Origin of the sequence: Bacillus sp. (in: firmicutes) (assembly GCF_031983925.1) — a bacterium.
GTDB lineage: Bacteria > Bacillota > Bacilli > Bacillales > Bacillaceae_G > Bacillus_A > Bacillus_A pacificus.
Map to the genome: position 1 here is coordinate 606,066 of NZ_DALYZR010000001.1, position 18,210 is coordinate 624,275.

Annotated in this window: 17 protein-coding genes and 2 other annotated features; of the genes, 16 read left to right on the top strand and 1 reads right to left on the bottom strand. The window is 34.6% G+C overall.

Annotation, left to right across the window (positions count from 1 at the left end; all coding sequences use genetic code 11):
- Positions 1–31 precede the first annotated feature (31 nt).
- From RTP99_RS03200 to RTP99_RS03220, 5 genes are all read left to right on the top strand, one after another.
- Positions 32–751 (top strand): 3-ketoacyl-ACP reductase, encoded by a 720-nt coding sequence (locus tag RTP99_RS03200; RefSeq protein WP_000818985.1) that lies wholly within the window; start codon positions 32–34, stop codon positions 749–751.
- A gap of 148 nt (positions 752–899) precedes the next feature.
- Positions 900–1,571: an O-methyltransferase gene (locus RTP99_RS03205; RefSeq protein WP_000061725.1), complete on the top strand. Its 672-nt coding sequence runs from the start codon at positions 900–902 to the stop codon at positions 1,569–1,571.
- A gap of 133 nt (positions 1,572–1,704) precedes the next feature.
- Positions 1,705–2,577 carry an aminoglycoside 6-adenylyltransferase gene (locus tag RTP99_RS03210; protein ID WP_001258521.1) on the top strand — a complete coding sequence of 291 codons (873 nt, stop codon included), beginning with the start codon at positions 1,705–1,707 and terminating at the stop codon, positions 2,575–2,577.
- Positions 2,578–2,694: 117 nt separating this feature from the next.
- Positions 2,695–3,522 (top strand): peptidoglycan-N-acetylglucosamine deacetylase, encoded by an 828-nt coding sequence (locus RTP99_RS03215; RefSeq protein ID WP_000291219.1) that lies wholly within the window; start codon positions 2,695–2,697, stop codon positions 3,520–3,522.
- A 72-nt stretch (positions 3,523–3,594) separates the two neighbouring features.
- Positions 3,595–3,933, top strand: coding sequence for an SdpI family protein (locus tag RTP99_RS03220; RefSeq protein WP_000271089.1), 339 nt, complete (start codon positions 3,595–3,597; stop codon positions 3,931–3,933).
- A 52-nt stretch (positions 3,934–3,985) separates the two neighbouring features.
- On the opposite strand, the gene RTP99_RS03225 is transcribed toward RTP99_RS03220, so the two are convergent.
- Positions 3,986–4,594, bottom strand: a complete 609-nt coding sequence (locus RTP99_RS03225; RefSeq protein ID WP_000141400.1) for an NUDIX hydrolase — start codon at positions 4,592–4,594, stop codon at positions 3,986–3,988.
- Positions 4,595–4,676: 82 nt separating this feature from the next.
- Between RTP99_RS03225 and RTP99_RS03230 the strand changes: the two genes are divergently transcribed.
- The 11 genes from RTP99_RS03230 to RTP99_RS03280 all read left to right on the top strand — a co-directional run bounded on the left by RTP99_RS03230 (position 4,677) and on the right by RTP99_RS03280 (position 18,209).
- Positions 4,677–5,315, top strand: coding sequence for a pyridoxamine 5'-phosphate oxidase family protein (locus RTP99_RS03230; RefSeq protein ID WP_000510724.1), 639 nt, complete (start codon positions 4,677–4,679; stop codon positions 5,313–5,315).
- Positions 5,316–5,549: 234 nt separating this feature from the next.
- Positions 5,550–5,781, top strand: a binding site (T-box leader).
- Between the two features lie 114 nt (positions 5,782–5,895).
- Positions 5,896–6,127 (top strand) — a binding site (T-box leader).
- Positions 6,128–6,281: 154 nt separating this feature from the next.
- Positions 6,282–7,577, top strand: coding sequence for a homoserine dehydrogenase (locus RTP99_RS03235; RefSeq protein ID WP_001067136.1), 1,296 nt, complete (start codon positions 6,282–6,284; stop codon positions 7,575–7,577).
- Entirely contained in the window at positions 7,570–8,628 is a 1,059-nt protein-coding gene (gene thrC, locus RTP99_RS03240; protein ID WP_000276440.1) for a threonine synthase, read from the top strand. The genes RTP99_RS03235 and thrC overlap by 8 nt, the downstream gene beginning before the upstream one ends.
- A complete protein-coding gene (gene thrB / locus RTP99_RS03245; RefSeq protein ID WP_000612678.1) occupies positions 8,625–9,518 on the top strand; it encodes a homoserine kinase in 894 nt (297 codons plus the stop codon). Before thrC ends, thrB begins: the two co-directional genes overlap by 4 nt.
- A 112-nt stretch (positions 9,519–9,630) precedes the next feature.
- The gene (locus RTP99_RS03250) at positions 9,631–9,840 is read left to right on the top strand and encodes a DUF6366 family protein (RefSeq protein WP_000808278.1); all 210 of its coding nucleotides are present in this window, start codon (positions 9,631–9,633) and stop codon (positions 9,838–9,840) included.
- A 265-nt stretch (positions 9,841–10,105) separates the two neighbouring features.
- Positions 10,106–12,412, top strand: coding sequence for a glycoside hydrolase (locus RTP99_RS03255; RefSeq protein ID WP_000738133.1), 2,307 nt, complete (start codon positions 10,106–10,108; stop codon positions 12,410–12,412).
- A gap of 399 nt (positions 12,413–12,811) precedes the next feature.
- Positions 12,812–13,813, top strand: coding sequence for an LCP family protein (locus RTP99_RS03260; RefSeq protein ID WP_011040234.1), 1,002 nt, complete (start codon positions 12,812–12,814; stop codon positions 13,811–13,813).
- A 164-nt stretch (positions 13,814–13,977) separates the two neighbouring features.
- Entirely contained in the window at positions 13,978–15,225 is a 1,248-nt protein-coding gene (locus RTP99_RS03265; RefSeq protein ID WP_001174820.1) for a hypothetical protein, read from the top strand.
- Positions 15,226–15,238: 13 nt separating this feature from the next.
- Positions 15,239–15,928, top strand: a complete 690-nt coding sequence (locus tag RTP99_RS03270) for a response regulator transcription factor (RefSeq protein WP_046646896.1) — start codon at positions 15,239–15,241, stop codon at positions 15,926–15,928.
- Positions 15,925–17,286, top strand: coding sequence for a sensor histidine kinase (locus RTP99_RS03275; RefSeq protein ID WP_000824510.1), 1,362 nt, complete (start codon positions 15,925–15,927; stop codon positions 17,284–17,286). The genes RTP99_RS03270 and RTP99_RS03275 overlap by 4 nt, the downstream gene beginning before the upstream one ends.
- 101 nt (positions 17,287–17,387) lie before the next feature.
- Positions 17,388–18,209, top strand: coding sequence for a peptidoglycan-N-acetylglucosamine deacetylase (locus RTP99_RS03280; RefSeq protein ID WP_000409389.1), 822 nt, complete (start codon positions 17,388–17,390; stop codon positions 18,207–18,209).
- The last annotated feature ends 1 nt before the right edge of the window (position 18,210 follow it).

The following is an 18,210-nucleotide window of genomic DNA, read 5'->3' on the forward strand; positions in this document are numbered from 1 at the left end:
ACATAACTGAGATGATTAAGGAGTGTTATACTTGGCAGAATTATTACAAGGCAAAAATGCTTTAATTACAGGAGCAGGTAGAGGGATTGGTCGCGCTGTAGCGATCGCATTAGCGAAAGAAGGCGTAAATGTCGGTCTTTTAGCTCGTTCAGAAGAAAACTTAAAAGCTGTAGCGAAAGAAGTAGAAGCAGAAGGCGTAAAAGCTGTTATTGCGACTGCTGATGTTTCTTCATATGAAGAGGTGACTACTGCAATTGAAACGTTAAAAAACGGTTTAGGATCTATCGATATTTTAATTAATAACGCTGGTATTTCTAAATTCGGTAAGTTTTTAGAATTAGACGTTGCTGATTGGGAAAAAATCATTCAAGTAAACTTAATGGGTGTATACTATGCAACTCGCGCAGCTTTACCAAGCATGATTGAACAACAATCTGGTGATATTATTAATATTTCATCTACAGCAGGACAAAAAGGTGCACCTGTAACAAGTGCATATAGTGCTTCTAAATTTGGTGTTCTTGGCTTAACAGAATCGTTAGCGATGGAAGTTCGCAAACATAACATTCGTGTAACAGCTTTAACTCCAAGTACAGTAGCAACAGACATGGCTGTTGATTTAGGATTAACTGACGGAAATCCGGATAAAGTAATGCAAGCAGAAGATATTGCAGAGTTTATCGTAGCGCAGCTGAAATTAAATAAACGTACATTTATTAAATCAGCAGGACTTTGGTCTACTAATCCGTAAGGGATACATGTATAAACAAAAGAAGGGATATCTATTTTGTAATGAAGTAGATGTCCCTTCTTTATTTTTTGTATATAAGACGGAATTTTCGGTATAATCAAAAGTGGATAGTAGAAAAGCATTGAAAAATTGAAGGGATGGTATTTTCATGAGTATGATTGAGACATGGACGGCCGTTGATCAATATGTGAGTGATGTATTAATACCGAAAGATTCTACATTAGAAGAAGTTCTTCAAGTAAACGCTGCAGCTAATTTACCAGCACATGACGTATCGCCAACGCAAGGGAAGTTTTTGCAACTATTAGTTCAAATTCAAGGAGCTCGAAACATTTTGGAAATTGGTACTCTAGGTGGATATAGTACGATATGGCTTGCAAGAGGATTGTCATCGGGAGGCCGAGTTGTTACATTGGAAGCAAGTGAAAAGCATGCTGACATTGCGCGTAGCAATATTGAACGCGCTAATTTGAATGATAGAGTTGAAGTGCGAACAGGATTAGCTTTAGATTCTTTACAACAAATAGAAAATGAGAAGTATGAACCATTTGATTTTATCTTTATAGACGCTGATAAACAAAATAACCCTGCTTATTTTGAGTGGGCACTGAAACTATCACGCCCTGGTACTGTAATTATTGGGGATAACGTAGTACGTGAAGGAGAAGTGATTGACAATACGAGTAATGACCCTCGCGTACAAGGGATACGTCGCTTCTATGAGCTAATAGCTGCTGAGCCACGTGTAAGTGCTACAGCGCTTCAAACAGTCGGAAGTAAAGGGTACGATGGATTTATAATGGCAGTCGTAAAAGAATAACGAAAGGAGATAAATAGAATGAAAAAGATGTTTGAAAAGTTATAACATGTATCGTATACAACGCAGTTAACTCGTGGACCTCCAACGTACTTCAAAATATAAGTTTATATTAAAAATTGGAGGTTAGGAATAGATGAGAACTGAAAAAGAAATGCTGGACTTAATTATAAATACAGCAAAAGAGGATGAAAGAATTCGAGCTGTCATCATGAATGGATCGCGTGTAAATCCAAATGTGAAAAGAGATTGTTTTCAAGACTACGATATTATATATGTTGTAAAAGATATACGCTCTTTTACGTCTAATCATAATTGGATTCATAGGTTTGGAGAAATAATGATTGTACAAATGCCAGAAGAAATGTCATTAGTTCCACCAGATGGAGACGGGAAGTTTCCGTATTTAATGCAGTTCATGGATGGAAATCGGATTGATTTAACATTAGTTCCGGTTGATTTAATAAAAAAGTTCGTTGGACAAGATAGCTTAAGTAAATTACTTCTCGATAAAGATAATTGTATGGAAGAATTCCCGCCAGCAAGCGATAAAGATTACTTAATAAAAAAGCCTACAGAAAAAGAGTTTTTAGGTTGCTGTAATGAATTTTGGTGGTGTAGTACGAATGTGGCAAAAGGATTATGGAGAGAAGAGCTTTCTTATGCGAAAGGAATGCTTGAAGGACCAGTACGAGATATGTTCATCGTAATGCTAGAATGGCATATTGGTATGAAAACAGACTTTACAGTTAATGCAGGGAAGTTTGGAAAGCATTTTGAGCAATATTTCGAAGGAGATATGTGGGAGCAATTTAAAAAGACATTTTCTAATGCAGAATATGAAAACATATGGGAATCATTCTTTGTCATGGGTGATTTATTTAGGGAAGTGGCGAATGAAATTGCTAGCGCTTATGGATATCAGTACCCGCAAGGTGATGATGACAGAGTGACGAGTTATTTAAAACATGTGAAAGCTTTGCCAAAAGATAGCACATCAATTTATTAACAATAGTAAGCAGTAAGACTGTCCAAATTACGGACAGTCTTATTTTTGTTTATGAATAAGAATTTCTCTAACAAAGTGTAGAGGAATCACATATGAAATTTTAGGGAGGTTTTTATTATGTATTATTTTTATTCGCCACAAATGTTTGCTCCATATCAATGGGGACTAGAACGAGATGTTCCGTATACCTATATGCCATATAACTTATTTTATTACGGAAATTATATAAGCACATTGCCATACACATATACCCCTCAAAGCTATGAAGTACAAATGAAAGCAGATGAACGTGGATCGTGGACACCATTTTCATGGGTCGAAAAATATGCGTACGCATTTTCAGGACCGTACAATAAAGCGGAAGTCGCACTTACATTTGATGATGGACCGGATTTAGAATTTACGCCGAAAATATTAGATAAGTTAAAACAACATAATGTAAAAGCGACTTTTTTCTTACTTGGTGAAAACGCAGAAAAGTTTCCGAATGTCGTAAAGCGTATTGCGAATGAAGGGCATGTAATTGGCAATCATACGTATAGTCATCCAAATTTAGCGAAAGTAAATGAGGTCGAGTACCGTAATCAAATTATAAAAACGGAAGAAATATTAAAACGTTTAGTCGGCTATGCTCCTAAATTTATACGCCCGCCGTATGGTGAAATACTTGAAAATCAATTGCATTGGGCAACTGAGCAAAACTTTATGATTGTACAGTGGAGTGTGGATACAGTTGATTGGAAAGGTGTAAGTGCTGATACGATTACAAATAATGTGTTAGGGAACTCATTTCCTGGTAGTATCATACTTCAACATTCAACTCCAGGTGGACGCCTGCAAGGATCTGTAGAGGCACTGGACCAAATCATTCCGCAGTTAAAAACGAAAGGGGCACGTTTTGTAACGCTGCCAAGCATGTTCCAAACATCGAAAGAGCGAAAGTGAATGTGTTGTAAAATTGGAAAAAACAGGATTGTGTCGTATAATGAAGCTGTAGGTTAGGAGGGGATATAATTGATGTATGCACTAATAAACATAGGAATGAGTATTTTAATAGGTATTATATTTATACTTGCGGCAATTGTCCTTCAAAAAAATCCACCGACCGATATTAATGCGGCATATGGTTATCGTACGAAACAATCTATGAAAAATAAAGAATTATGGGATGCAGGTAATAGGTATAGTGCAGAAGTGATGAAGCAAAACGGATTCATTATGATGTTAATTGGAAGTGTGATTAGTATACTGTTTAGATATCCTCATACAACAGCAGTGATTATGGCGATCATGGCATTGTTAATCATTCACTTATTTATACGAGTAGAGAAGGAATTAAAGACACTTGAACAATGATGATAAGGAAAATAGGACTCTCAGTCAATGATAGATAGGAGTCCTATTATATTTACAAACTATTATTTTTAAGTAGTTCTTTTCCTTGTTCAACAACAAATTCATAGTATGCAAAATCATATGGATAAATATCATCAAAAGTTATTGTTAGCGGTTTATTGCTCAAAACAGAAATAGCTGTAAAAGATGAAATCTCTCTTTTTAATAGTTTTAGAAAAGAAGTTGCATGTATTTTCATCACATCATCTACTTCTTCACCTGGTGCGAATGGAAGTGGATTGATGACATTGTGGAAATACATATGACAAAACTCGCGATCTGTAAGATTTGAAATTTCATAATCTATTGTAAAGATGCCCTTATATGCTAAATCAGTCGTTTGAAAAGAAAGCCCCAATTCTTCTTCAATTTCACGAAGGCCACCAATTTGTACATCTTCATCATGCATAATATGTCCAGCGGAAGTAATATCCCAAATGTTCGGAGCTTCTTTTTTATTTTTAGAGCGTAATTGGAAATATAAAAACATATCTTCCTCATCTTTCTCTACAAACCAACAATGAAATGTTTCGTGCCAATCACCGTCACGATGCACTTCATCACGTAATTTCTTCCCAAGTATATTTTTTTCAGTATCAAATATTGTTAACCACTCTGTCATTTAAATTCCCCTTTCTGCAAATTTTATTATACAATATTTGTAATGAATTTTGGGAAAATAAAGAAAAAAGGAGAGGGTATAAGTGGGTATAGAGAGGACGGAAATAAAATCGATTATTTCAACAGAGGAAGAATTACGGAAAATATTGGGGCAACCAAGTGAGAGAGCGTTAAAGAAAGTTATTTCATCACTAGACCACCATTGTATAGATTTTCTATCCAAATCTCCTTTTCTAGTATTATCTACAGCAAATAAATTAGGAGAGTGTGATGCTTCACCGAGAGGAGATGCACCTGGATTTGTTTACGTATTAAATCATAATAAAATTATCATTCCAGAAAGGCCAGGCAATCGTCGTATAGACTCCATTTTGAATATTATTTCCAATCCACGTGTAGGATTAATCTTTTTTATCCCAGGACTTGGGGAGACACTCCGAATAAATGGCCGAGCGTATATAACAAACGACGAAGAAATTTTGCAAGAAATGCAGGCAAATGGACGCGATCCGCTACTTGGAATTGTGGTTGAAATAGAAGAGTGTTATATTCATTGTGCAAAAGCTTTTATTCGTTCTAATATGTGGGATCCAGAATCTTGGTTACATAAAAAAGAGTTACCTTCAGCAGCAAAAATGTTGCTGGAGCATGCAAAAGTGAATACTTCAGAAGAGGATGTTGCACGTTCTTTAGAAGAAAGTTATACGAAAAGATTGTATTGAAAAATTTTATTTATATAGTTTTGTAAGGTGAATATGTACATAATTTAGAATGGGATATTTATATATAAACCGTCGATTTATAAGAAGGAGAAACTACAAAATAGGTAAATTGAGTGGTAATTGTAAAATGTTATTGTGAAATATAATAAAAAATGATTTTGAAAATAGTTAGTAAAAATAGGCTTGCTTTTTAAAAACTTCATAACTATAATAAATTAACAAATAGACATGAACGAAAAAGTAATGATAAGGACACGGAATCATTTTTACGGTTTACAGAGAGGGAAGTCAAGGGTGTGAGCTTCCTAACACGAGAAATGATTTTACCACCTTTGAACTTCAATAGTGAACGAGTAATCTAGTAATTATTGACGGAATCAGCCGTTATCTGAACTTGAGCAATCTAGAGAGAAATACGTCTAGATTGGAACAAGGGTGGAACCACGAAAACACATTCGTCCCTTTCCTAGGGATGAGTGTGTTTTTTTATGGTTTTAGAGATTGAAAATTAAAAATAATTAAAAAATAGTATTGATTTTGTTTTTTATGCGAGTATAATGAGTTAACAAATAAACATGAACGAAAAGTAACGATAAGGACATGAAATCATTTTTACGGTTTACAGAGAGGGAAGTCAAGGGTGTGAGCTTCCTAACACGAGAAATGATTTTACCACCTTTGAACTTCAATAGTGAACGAGTAATCTAGTAATTATTGACGGAATCAGCCGTTATCTGAACTTGAGCAATCTAGAGAGAAATACGTCTAGATTGGAACAAGGGTGGAACCACGAAAACACATTCGTCCCTTTCCTAGGGATGAGTGTGTTTTTTTATTACTTTGAAAGGAGGTGCTGTAACATGAAACGATTTGTACGTACGGAAATAACCACCACCTGCATGATTGAAAAGCAGAGTAAGGTGATTGATAAAGATAAAAAATAAAATTGTAGGAGGAGATTAGAAGATGAATAATGTTGTTAATGTAGGGGTGTTAGGATTAGGTACGGTCGGAAGTGGTGTTGTCCATATTTTGAAAGAACATTGTAAAAAAATTGCGCTTGATACAGGGTATGAAGTGAAAGTGAAGACAGTTGCTGTACGTGATTTAGAAAAAGAACGTGATGTTTGTATTGATGGAATCGTAGTAACAAGTCATGTCGATGAAGTTCTAAATGATTCAAATATTGATATTGTAGTAGAGGTAATGGGCGGAATTGAAGAAGCGAAGCAGCATATTGTTAAAGCTTTACGAAATAAGAAACATGTCGTAACAGCAAATAAAGATTTAATGGCTGTATATGGTGCAGAGCTTCTCCAGCTGGCGAACGATAATGATTGTGATTTATGTTATGAGGCAAGTGTAGCGGGCGGTATTCCGGTGTTAAGAGGGTTAACAGACGGATTAGCATCAGATCAAATTGAAAAAATAATGGGAATTGTAAATGGTACAACAAATTACATGTTAACAAAGATGAGTCAAAATGGATGGTCGTATGAAGAAGCTTTACAGGAAGCACAAAAATTAGGTTTTGCAGAATCAGATCCGACAGCGGATGTAGATGGGCTAGATGCGGCGAGAAAGGTAGCGATTCTTGCAAACTTAGGTTTTTCGATGAATGTTTCTTTAGATGATGTACAAGTAAGAGGGATTCGAAAGGTCGAAAAAGAAGATTTACAAATGGCTGAAAAGTTAGGGTTTACAATGAAATTAATTGGTAAAGCAGAGAAACAAGGATCAGCCATTCATTTAAGTGTAGAACCGACTCTTTTACCTAGTCATCATCCATTATCGAATGTAAATAATGAATTTAATGCAGTATATGTTCACGGTCAAGCAGTAGGGGAAGTAATGTTTTACGGACCTGGAGCTGGGAAGTTACCGACTGGTTCTGCTGTAGTAAGTGATATTATTTCAATCGTTAAAAATATGAATCAAGTTCAGAAAAATAAAAGTGCGTTAAAAGAACCAGAGCCGTACGAATTACAGGGAGATGAAGAAGTCGTTTCGAAATATTTCTTGCGTATTTCATTACGAGACGAACCAGGGATGTTGCAAAAAATAACAGAATGTTTCGTTAATTATTCCGTAAGTTTAAAAGAAGTGATTCAATTACCTTTAAATCGTGAACTTGCAGAAGTCGTTGTTGTAACACATCAAACTTCAAAATATCAATTCGAACGAGTTTTAGGAGCGATAGAAGATGTCGCAAGTGAAATAAACAGTTACTACATTATTGAGGAGGAAAAACAATATGTATAAAGGATTATTAAAACAGTATGCTTCTTATTTACCAGTAAATGAAAATACACCTGATGTGAGCTTAATGGAAGGGAATACACCGCTTATCCCGTTATTAAATATATCAAAACAATTAGGAATTCAGTTATACGGTAAGTATGAAGGAGCGAATCCGACAGGTTCTTTTAAAGATCGTGGTATGGTAATGGCAGTTGCGAAGGCGAAAGAAGAAGGTTCAGAGGCTATTATTTGTGCATCGACAGGTAATACATCAGCATCGGCCGCAGCATACGCGGCACGTCTTGGAATGAAATGTATTATCGTAATCCCAGAAGGGAAAATTGCACATGGGAAATTAGCGCAAGCAGTTGCCTATGGTGCTGAAATTATTTCAATAGAAGGAAATTTTGATGATGCACTAAAGGCTGTAAGAAATATTGCTGCAGAAGAGCCAATCACATTAGTTAACTCGGTAAATCCTTATCGAATTGAAGGGCAAAAAACAGCAGCATTTGAAATTTGTGACCAATTGCAAAGTGCACCAGATGTTTTAGCGATTCCTGTTGGGAATGCCGGAAATATTACAGCGTACTGGAAGGGTTTCTGTGAATATGAGAAAGAAAAAGGATATAAGAAGCCAAGAATTCATGGATTTGAAGCGGAAGGAGCAGCTGCTATTGTAAAAGGGCATGTAATTGACGAGCCAGAAACAATTGCAACAGCGATACGCATCGGTAACCCAGCAAGTTGGTCATATGCAGTAGAGGCTGCTGAGCAGTCTCACGGTGAAATAGATATGGTATCAGATGAAGAAATTTTACATGCGTATAGATTATTAGCAAAATCGGAAGGGGTTTTCGCTGAGCCAGGATCGAATGCTTCATTAGCTGGCGTAATGAAACATGTTCAATCTGGAAAAATCAAAAAAGGAGAAACAGTTGTTGCAGTTTTAACTGGAAACGGCTTGAAAGATCCTGATATCGCAATTTCTTCTAATACATTAGATATTGCAAGTGTTTCAAATAATATAGAACAAATTAAAGAGCATATTAAAGGGGTGATTATGTCGTGATACCATTAAGTATTCGTGTTCCTGCTAGTACAGCGAATGTTGGACCTGGATTCGATTCAGTAGGAATAGCTTTGTCATTGTATTTGCATGTAGTAGTAAAAGAGAAATCTAATAAATGGCAAGTGATCCATTCTTTTGATGAGTCGATTCCGACAGACGATAAAAATTTAATCGTTAGTACGGCATGTAAAGTGAGTCCTTCTTTATCACCTTATATAATAGAAGTTACTAGTAATATCCCATTAACAAGAGGACTAGGAAGTAGTGCATCAGCAATTGTAGCTGGGATAGAGCTTGCGAATCAACTAGGTAACTTGAACTTAACGACTGATCAAAAAGTTCAAATTGCTACAAATTTTGAAGGTCATCCTGATAATGTTGCTGCTTCTATATTAGGAGGAACGGTAATCGGAGCACTTGATGGAAAGAATGTTTCGGTTGTAAGAATTGAAAGTAAGGAATTAGGCGTTATTTCTCTTATTCCAAATGAAGAGCTAAATACAGATGAAAGTCGATCTGTATTACCAGATGTATTCCCGTTTCATGAAGCTGTTAAGGCTAGTGCAATAAGTAATGTATTAGTAGCTGCTTTATGTCAAAAGAAATGGGAAGTTGTAGGCGAAATGATGGAAAGGGATCATTTTCACGAGCCATATCGTTTAGAGCTAGTACCGTTATTACCATCTATTCGTAAATGTGCAAAAGAATTCGGTGCATACGGTACAGCGCTTAGCGGTGCAGGACCATCTATTTTTATATTAACGCCTTATGAGAAACGTCAAGAAATTGCTGAGCAATTAGCGAGAGTATTTACGTCTATGAAAGTGTGTGAGCTAGAAATCGATCATACAGGAATTACTGTAAATAAAGAAGAACGTATAGAACTATAAAAAAGCTAGCATTGCTAGCTTTTTTTGTTGTAAATAGCTTTTCAGTTGGCATATAAAAGAAAAGTAATCATGTATAATTTAGTAAAGTGTGTATTCATTTGGAGGTGATCCTATGAAGCAAGAGTCACCAGAAGAAAAAAGAGAACGTATAAGGCAAAGTGAATTGAAAAATAATCCTACAGGTTCTTTAAAGGATGGATTAAACAGAGCTGAAACAGGTAGTCCAGTTGATATGGCAGGTGGTATGAATTGGAAAGGTACAGCGCTAGTAATTTTAGTGCTAGCTTTAGGCTATATTATATACACTTATTTCTTTAGTTAAGAAATAAGTGTTACTTCCGCGTTAACGGACAGTAAAACTCCCATCTCAAAATTCAGTTGGAGCAAAGAAGTTAGGTGGGAGATGAACTGTCCGTAAACGTCCGATTGGTGAGGGCTAATAATCAGTGGGGGATGAACAAAACCCCCACTGATTAAAGTTTCACTTTATTTTTAATACGCAAATAGAGCTAGTTTATGCTAGTTCTATTTTTTTGCCACATTCCTGTAACAAAGCCCCTGTATATTCGGTGGTGGAGGTGCAGAAGATGAAAAAAATGATAGCGATATGTCTTCTTACAACGATGTCATTTTCGACTTTAGTCGGGTGTGATGTAAAAGATAGCAATACTGTTCAAGAGTCTAAAATAAAGAAAGCAACGTATAAAGAATTTACTTATGATGTCAATCCAGAGACTTTCACGTTAACTGTAGAACATGATGGTGTAAAGGAACAGGCGTCACAGCCCTTGCCGAAAATGAAGGTGTCGAATGTAAAAAAAGATAAGGATCGTACATCTTGGGAATATCCAGATCAAAAAGTAAAAGTGAGTCTAGAGAAGAAAAAAGATCACTTAAATATTGAAGTAGAATCGACTGGTGCAGAAAGCTTTACTTGGCCGAAAGTACAAGCTGAAAATTATACACTTCCGTTATGGGAAGGGAAGCAAATTCCGAGTAATGATGAAAATTGGAAGAAGTTTTTAAAGGATGATGCATATTCATTTGCTGAATCATTTTCTATGAAGTTTTTTGCGTTAAATGGTTCTAAATATTCGATTGTATATATTGCGAACAATATGTTTAATAATGAATTGAAATTTCATTCGGATCCGAAAATAGGATTTGATTTTACACATGAATTTCCGCGTATAAATAAAAGTAAAACATATGGATTTCAATTATATGTGACAAATAATGATGCAGTCAGTATTGCTAAACTGTATAAGGATAATATTGCTGGAAAAGGTGAATTTAAAACATTAAAAGAAAAGGCTAGAAAAAATAAAGAGATAGAAAAGCTTTACGGTGCGGCTCATTTCTATTTTTGGAATCAAAATGGTTTGTCTGACAGTAATGTAAATTGGCCGAAGATAAGAGAGCAAATAAATAGTCCTGTATTTAGCCATATAAAAGAACTTATCCAAAAGAATAGTTCGGAGTCTGGGGAATTGAATGTATTAGATCAAGTAAGTAAACAAGATTTCATTGATAAGTATCAAAAAAATGTTATTTTACGTTATATAAACGAAGTGTTATCTATGAAAGAATTTTATAAAGAGGATATTTTTCAAAACGTTAATCAGGAAGCTAGTGTGCTATTAAAGAAAGGTGTAGGTCACTTAACGAATACAGAATTGTATAGCTTAAATAAGCATTTATTAAAGTCGCTACTTGGTGATGCGGTTGATGAGGTAAGTAAATGGGGTAATGCAGATGGAACGGACATACTAAAGGAAATGAAAGAGGCAGGAATAGAAAAAGCGTGGATTGGTCTGCCGAACTGGGAACAAGGATTTATGCAACCTAATTTCGTGACAAAAGCTAAGGAAATGGGGTATTTAGTTGGTCCGTATGACTCATATCATTCCATTCACGAAAAAAGTGATAAAAATTGGAACACAGCATCCTTTAATGACCCATCATTATACGAAGAGGCTACTGTAACGAAGAAAAATGGAGAAAAGGTGCAAGGGTTTTTAGGTAGAGGGCGAAAATTAAATCCAACTTTATCTCTTCCTAGTGTAAAAGAACGAATGAACGATATATTACAAAATGGACCTAAATATAATTCATGGTTTATTGATTGTGATGCAACAGGTGAAATTTATGATGACTATTCGGCTAAACATATAACGACACAAGAACAAGATTTAAAAGCAAGACTGCAACGAATGGATTATATTTCACAAGAAAAAGGTATGGTAGTGGGTTCTGAGGGTGGAAATGATTTTGCAAGTAGCACGATTGCATTTGCTCATGGTATTGAAACACCTGTAATTAAATGGGACGATGAAGATATGAGGAAAAACAAAACAAGTCCGTATTATGTAGGCGGATATTGGTCACCGAATCAAAATGTTCCAGAAAAATATGCAAAACAAGTACCGTTAAAAGAAGAGTATAAACAAGTGTATTTAAATCCTGTATATTCAGTACCGTTATATAAATTAGTATACAATGATTCTGTAATTACAACGCATCACTGGGAATGGGGAAGTTTGAAAGTAAAAGATGAGGTCGGAAACCGTATGCTATACGAATTATTGTATAACGTTCCTCCGTTGTACCATTTAGATGAAGTAGAGTGGAATAAGCATAAACAAGAAATTACGCAGCACCTGAAAGTTTGGAATGAAGTTCATGAAAAGGCAGTAAAAGAAGAAATGACGGACTTTGCATATTTGTCAGAAGATAAGTTAGTACAATTAGCTTCGTATGGAAAAAATATTAAAATTATTGTGAATTTCTCAAATGAAGAGATAGAAATACAAAGGACGAAAATAAAAGCAAAATCAGCTTTCATTAATAATCATGGGAAGAAAACAATGTATACACCGTTGGAGAAAAAATAATATGAAATGTACATTACTATATTCATACGGATTGTATTACTAATTTTGTTCTTTATTCTTGCTGCCCATTAAAGTCCGATTGGTGAGGGCTAATAATCAGTGGGGGATGAAGAAAACCCCCACTGATTAAAGTTTCACTTTATGGGGGAATTGAACGATTCGAAATGAATGAATTTATAAATCGGTAATTTTGGAAAATGCGAAATGCGAAATGTTAAATATTTGAAGTTGAAAAATAGTGACTTGCCAAAAATAAGCACGAGAGTATAATGTGAAATGGAGTACATATTGAATTTGCGCAGTAACATTACAAAATTGTAAGGTAATTGAAAGGAAATTCAATATGAAGGTTAATAGACTTGCATTATAATTGGGAAAGAGAAAGAGAGGCGAATGGATATGAGCTCTGAATTAGAACAAAATACGAGAAGCAGTAAAAAACGTTCTAAAAGAAAGTCAATAAAATGGTTCATTTTAATTCCGTTTTTCCTACTTATTTTTGGTGGAGTAGGATATGGATCGTTAATATATAATAAAGCAAAAGCAGTAGTAAGTGATGCATATGCACAAATTGATAAATCATCGAAGCGTGATAAAGAAGTTGAACCTTTAAAGGATAACATTTCAATTCTAATCATGGGTGTTGATGGTAGTGAAATGAGAAAAAGTCAATACGGAGAAGCTGTTCGTACAGATGCACTCTTATTAGCAACAATTAATAAAGATGATAAATCAGTTAAATTAGTAAGTATTCCGCGTGATTCACGTGTATATATTCCATCTAGAAAGAAATTAGATAAAATTACACATGCACACGTATTTGGTGGTGTTGAAAGTACACGCGATACAGTGGAAAGATTTTTAAATGTTCCTGTTGATTATTATGTGAAGTTTAATTTTGAATCATTTGTACAAATTGTCGATTCACTTGGTGGTATTGATATTGATGTACCAGTTACTTTCACAGAACAAGATAGTAAAGACCAAGCTGGTATGATCCATTTAGAAAAAGGGTATCAACATTTAAATGGAGAACAAGCACTTGCGCTTGCAAGAACGCGTAAAATTGACAGTGATGCAATGCGTGGTCAAAGACAACAACTTGTAATTGAAGCAATTGCTAAAAAAGCGATGTCTGTTCAATCTATCAGCAAAATGGGCTCTTTACTTGATGCGGTTGATAAAAATATGAAAACGAACTTAACTTTCGATGATATGCTTGCTATTACGAAAAATATGGCAGGATCTAATTTGGAAATGGAAAAAATGCAAGTGGAAGGTACGGATAAACGTATCGGAGGTATTTATTATTACATTCCAAATGAAAAAAATGTAAAAGATATTTCGAAAAAATTAAATGAACATTTAGGTGTAGCACCAAAGCCAGTTCGAAATGAATAATAAAAAAAGATTGGCCTTTGCCAATCTTTTTTTATCGGAATGGATTTGTAACTTTTCTGTAACGATTTTTTATTTTAGAAAAATTATACTCATATGTATGAGAATATTGGAGAAGCAAAAAGTAAAGGGAAATAATTAAAATTTGTAATAAGGAAAGATATCATATGCAGAAATGGATAGGCATTATGGGAATCATTTTTATGTTAACTGGATGTAAAATGTCTGAAGCTCCAACAAGTTTAATGGGTGCTCCTGCCAATGAAAAATGGATTAATGAACTAAAAGAGCAAATAGATAAAGATTTGCCTGTAAATTATCGATTGCTTACTCCAATGTCTAATAAAGATAAACAGATGATTTGGTCAATGGATTTTAAACAAGATAATAAGAAAGAAGCCATCTTATTTTATAAATTGCCGAATGAAGATTATAACGTATATTTAGCTGTATATGAAGAATTCGGAAATGGCTGGAAAGTAAAGTCCACGCATAGGTTTGATGGTGGAGATGTAGATATCGTTGAAGTTGGTGATTTTACAGGGAACGGGAAGCGGGAGCTATTAATTGGAATTTCTGTCAATCGTGAATCGTTAGAACATGTTATGTATGTTTTTTCGGAAGAAAATGAAGATATGAAGGAAATATATAATCGAAGTTATACAAAGTTATTCATAGAGGATTTAAATAAAAATGGACTGAAAGATATAAGCCTAGTTACGTATGAAAAGGATGAGAAATTGACAGTTGAGTTCATGGAACAATTCAAGACTTTATCTGAAACGTCATTCGATCCGTTTATAAATAGCATTCAAAGAATACAAATAGGCCGCATTTCTAAATCACTAAAGGCAGTTGTAATTGATGCAGGTGTTGGCGCTCATTCAGGGATAACGTATGTAGCAAAATTTGATAAGGGTCATTATAAGCCACTACATATAGATGGAAAAGAAGACTTATTCAGTGATTATGTAGTCGAAAGCAAAGATATAAATGAAGATGGCATTATTGAATTTGTTCGTACAGTGCGTCCAAAAGGTTGGGAAGAGGTATCGTACGGAGAGAGTACGATGTTTGAACGTTATCTTCAGTGGAGTGAAGATGGAATTAAGCCGATAGAAGAAAGATATGTAAATATAGAGAAAGGTTATTTTGTCAAAATCCCGCAAGCGTTAATTGGAAAAATAACTGTTCCAGTTCAGCAAGGAGCATCAGATGTACAAAAATTTATAGATACTACGACAAATGAACTATGGCTTGAGGTCCATATATTTAAGCGGAAAGAATGGTTCAAAATAAAAGGATATGAGGCAGCAGTGAAAACGGCTTCTCACGTATATGCTGTACCGAAACAACCACATTTTGAAAAGGTGAAAGAATATGTAAAACCGCTAGCGGATTATCAACAAGAGTAGGGAGGTGGGAATTATGCCAACAATTTTAGTTTTAGAAGATGAAATACCTATTCGTAGTTTTATCGTATTAAATTTGAAACGTGCTGGATTTTATGTGTTAGAAGCTAGCACGGGAGAAGAGGCGTTACAGATTTTATGTGAACATACTGTTGATGTAGCATTGCTTGATGTAATGTTACCAGGAATTGATGGTTTTCAAGTTTGTAAAGCGATCCGGGAAGAAAATAAAAAAATCGGTATTATTATGTTAACCGCACGTGTGCAAGATGAAGATAAGGTACAAGGATTAGGAATTGGTGCAGATGATTATATCGCAAAGCCGTTTAGTCCAGTGGAATTAACTGCACGTATACAATCGTTATTAAGAAGAATAGAAGTACATGATGAAAAAGCAGATATGATCACATCTGGTCCGTTTTCGTTAAATGTTATAGAAGAAAGATTATATAAAAATGGACAATTAGTTGATTTAACCCCTACAGAGTATATGATATTACATTATTTAATGAATCAGGCTGCAAAGCCGGTTTCACGTGATGAAATTTTAAATATGATTTGGGGAACGAATTATGTAGGTGAGACGAAAGTAGTAGATGTAAATATGAGGCGGTTACGTCAAAAGCTAGAATGTAATCCGTCAGAACCTGAATTTATTCTTACTGTGTGGGGAAAAGGATATGTGTGGAAGGAAAGTATAAGATGAAAAGAAAAGTGACTTTATATTTTATGACGGTCATTATACTTATGCTTGTATTATTTGAAGTCGTATTTTCAGTCTCCATTTATCGTTATTATTATAATGGTATTGTGCAATATATAGAATCTCATGCGAAGACAAGTACACGATTTTTCTCTGAATACAATTCCCTATACTTTATTCGTTTGCAAGAATACAGTGGTGATATAATTGAGAGCTTTCAGTTAGAAGGAACAGAATTACAATTAATTGATCGACATGGTACGATTATACAGTCTTCAAGTGGACAAAAGGTAAAAGGTAAAATAGTTATTCCGTATTCGCTACTAGAAGGAGAAATGTATCATCAAGTGGCTACTACGAAAGATAATGTGAAACAATTAGAAGTGATTAGTCCGCTTATTCATCAAGGACAAACGATAGGTGTTTTGAAATATACGACTGTTTTAACGAATGTAAATGCAAAGATTATCGAAATCATTATGTTTACTATTTCTGTAGGCATTGTTATTTCAGGAATTGTCTTCTTAATCAGTAGACGATTAGCAAATTCGTTTGTTAGACCTATCGAATCTATTATTCATGCTTCTTCACAAATAGCAGAAGGTACATTAAAGAAGAAAATTAAAGAGGATTATCCTGGTGAATTAGGTGAATTGGCACATAGTTTAAATCATATGTCTAATAAAATAGAAAAAGCGGAACAGATGAAAAATGAATTCATTGCTTCGATTTCTCATGAAATACGAACGCCTTTAACTGGAATTAAAGGTTGGAGTGAGACGTTAAAAACGGTAGATCATTTAACGGAAGAAGAGATAAAGCAAGGCATGGGAATTATATCAGGTGAGACAGACCGATTGATTCATTTAGTAGAAGAATTGCTAGATTTTTCAAGATTACAATCAAATCATTTCAATTTATATAAACAAAAGGTGCAATTATACGATATACTAGAGGAGACGATTTGGCAATTAACTCCTAATGCTGAAGAGAAGCAAATGCAATTCATCAAAACTATAGAACGAATTGAATTGATAGGAGATCGAAATAGGCTAAAGCAAATTTTCTTGAATATTGTTCAAAATGCCATTAAATATTCACATAAAAATGGTAAAGTATATATTGAAGCGACTAAAAATGAAGGACAAGCAGTGATAAAGGTGAAGGACGAAGGGATTGGAATTGCTAAAGAGCACTTACCATATATAGAACAGTCATTTTACCAGATTAATAATCATGCTACAGGTGCGGGTCTTGGTTTAGCTATCGTTAAAAAGATGGTGGAGCTTCATGGAGGTACAATAAATATTATAAGTAAAGAAGGAATAGGAACGACCATTTTGATAAAACTCCCATTATAATACATATACAGTTTGTTTTATATAGTGTAATAAAATAAATAGATGTATAATTACATTGGGTGATTTATATATAAGATTAATAGGGAGAGGAATTCGATAGAATGGAAAAAGCTTTTAAAATTAAACGAGTAGTATTCGTTTTAATAGCGATTGCAGCAGTAGCTATTGGGTATTTCATGTTTCAATCCATTACTTCACCAGCAAAGGCTGTTGCAAAACAAGAAAATGTAGTACAACTCGCAAGTGAACAACCAAAAGTAGAAATGAATAAAACGGCACCAAGTCGTTTTAATGGCAAGGAAAGAAAAGTTGCTTATCTTACATTTGATGATGGCCCAGGGAAATATACGGCTGAATTATTAAATACGTTAAAACAACATGATGCGAAGGCGACATTCTTTTTAATTGGAGCGAATGTAAAAGAGTTTCCAGATTTAGTGAAACGTGAAAATTCAGAGGGTCATTATGTAGGAATGCATAGTATGACGCATAATTTTGCAAAGTTATATAAAAATGGCGAGTATGTAAATGAGATGAAAGAAGATCAAAGTTTAATCGCTAATATTATTGGGAAATCACCTAAATTAACACGTCCACCATACGGTTCAATGCCTGGATTAAATGAAAGTCTTCGAAATAAAGTGGTAGAAGGCGGCTTTAAAGTGTGGGATTGGACAATTGATTCATTAGACTGGAAATATAACAAAATGCAAGTTGATGCAGCTGCAGCACAAATTGCTCAAAATGTATTAACAAATGCAACAAAACCACAAGAAGTCATTTTAATGCATGACATTCATCCACAATCAGTTGCTGCTGTGCCAGCAATTTTAAAAGGGTTAAAAGAAAAGGGTTATGAGTTTGAAGCTTATCATGAAGAGAGTCACTTCCCAGTGAATTTCTGGCATGATAACCGTATGTAAT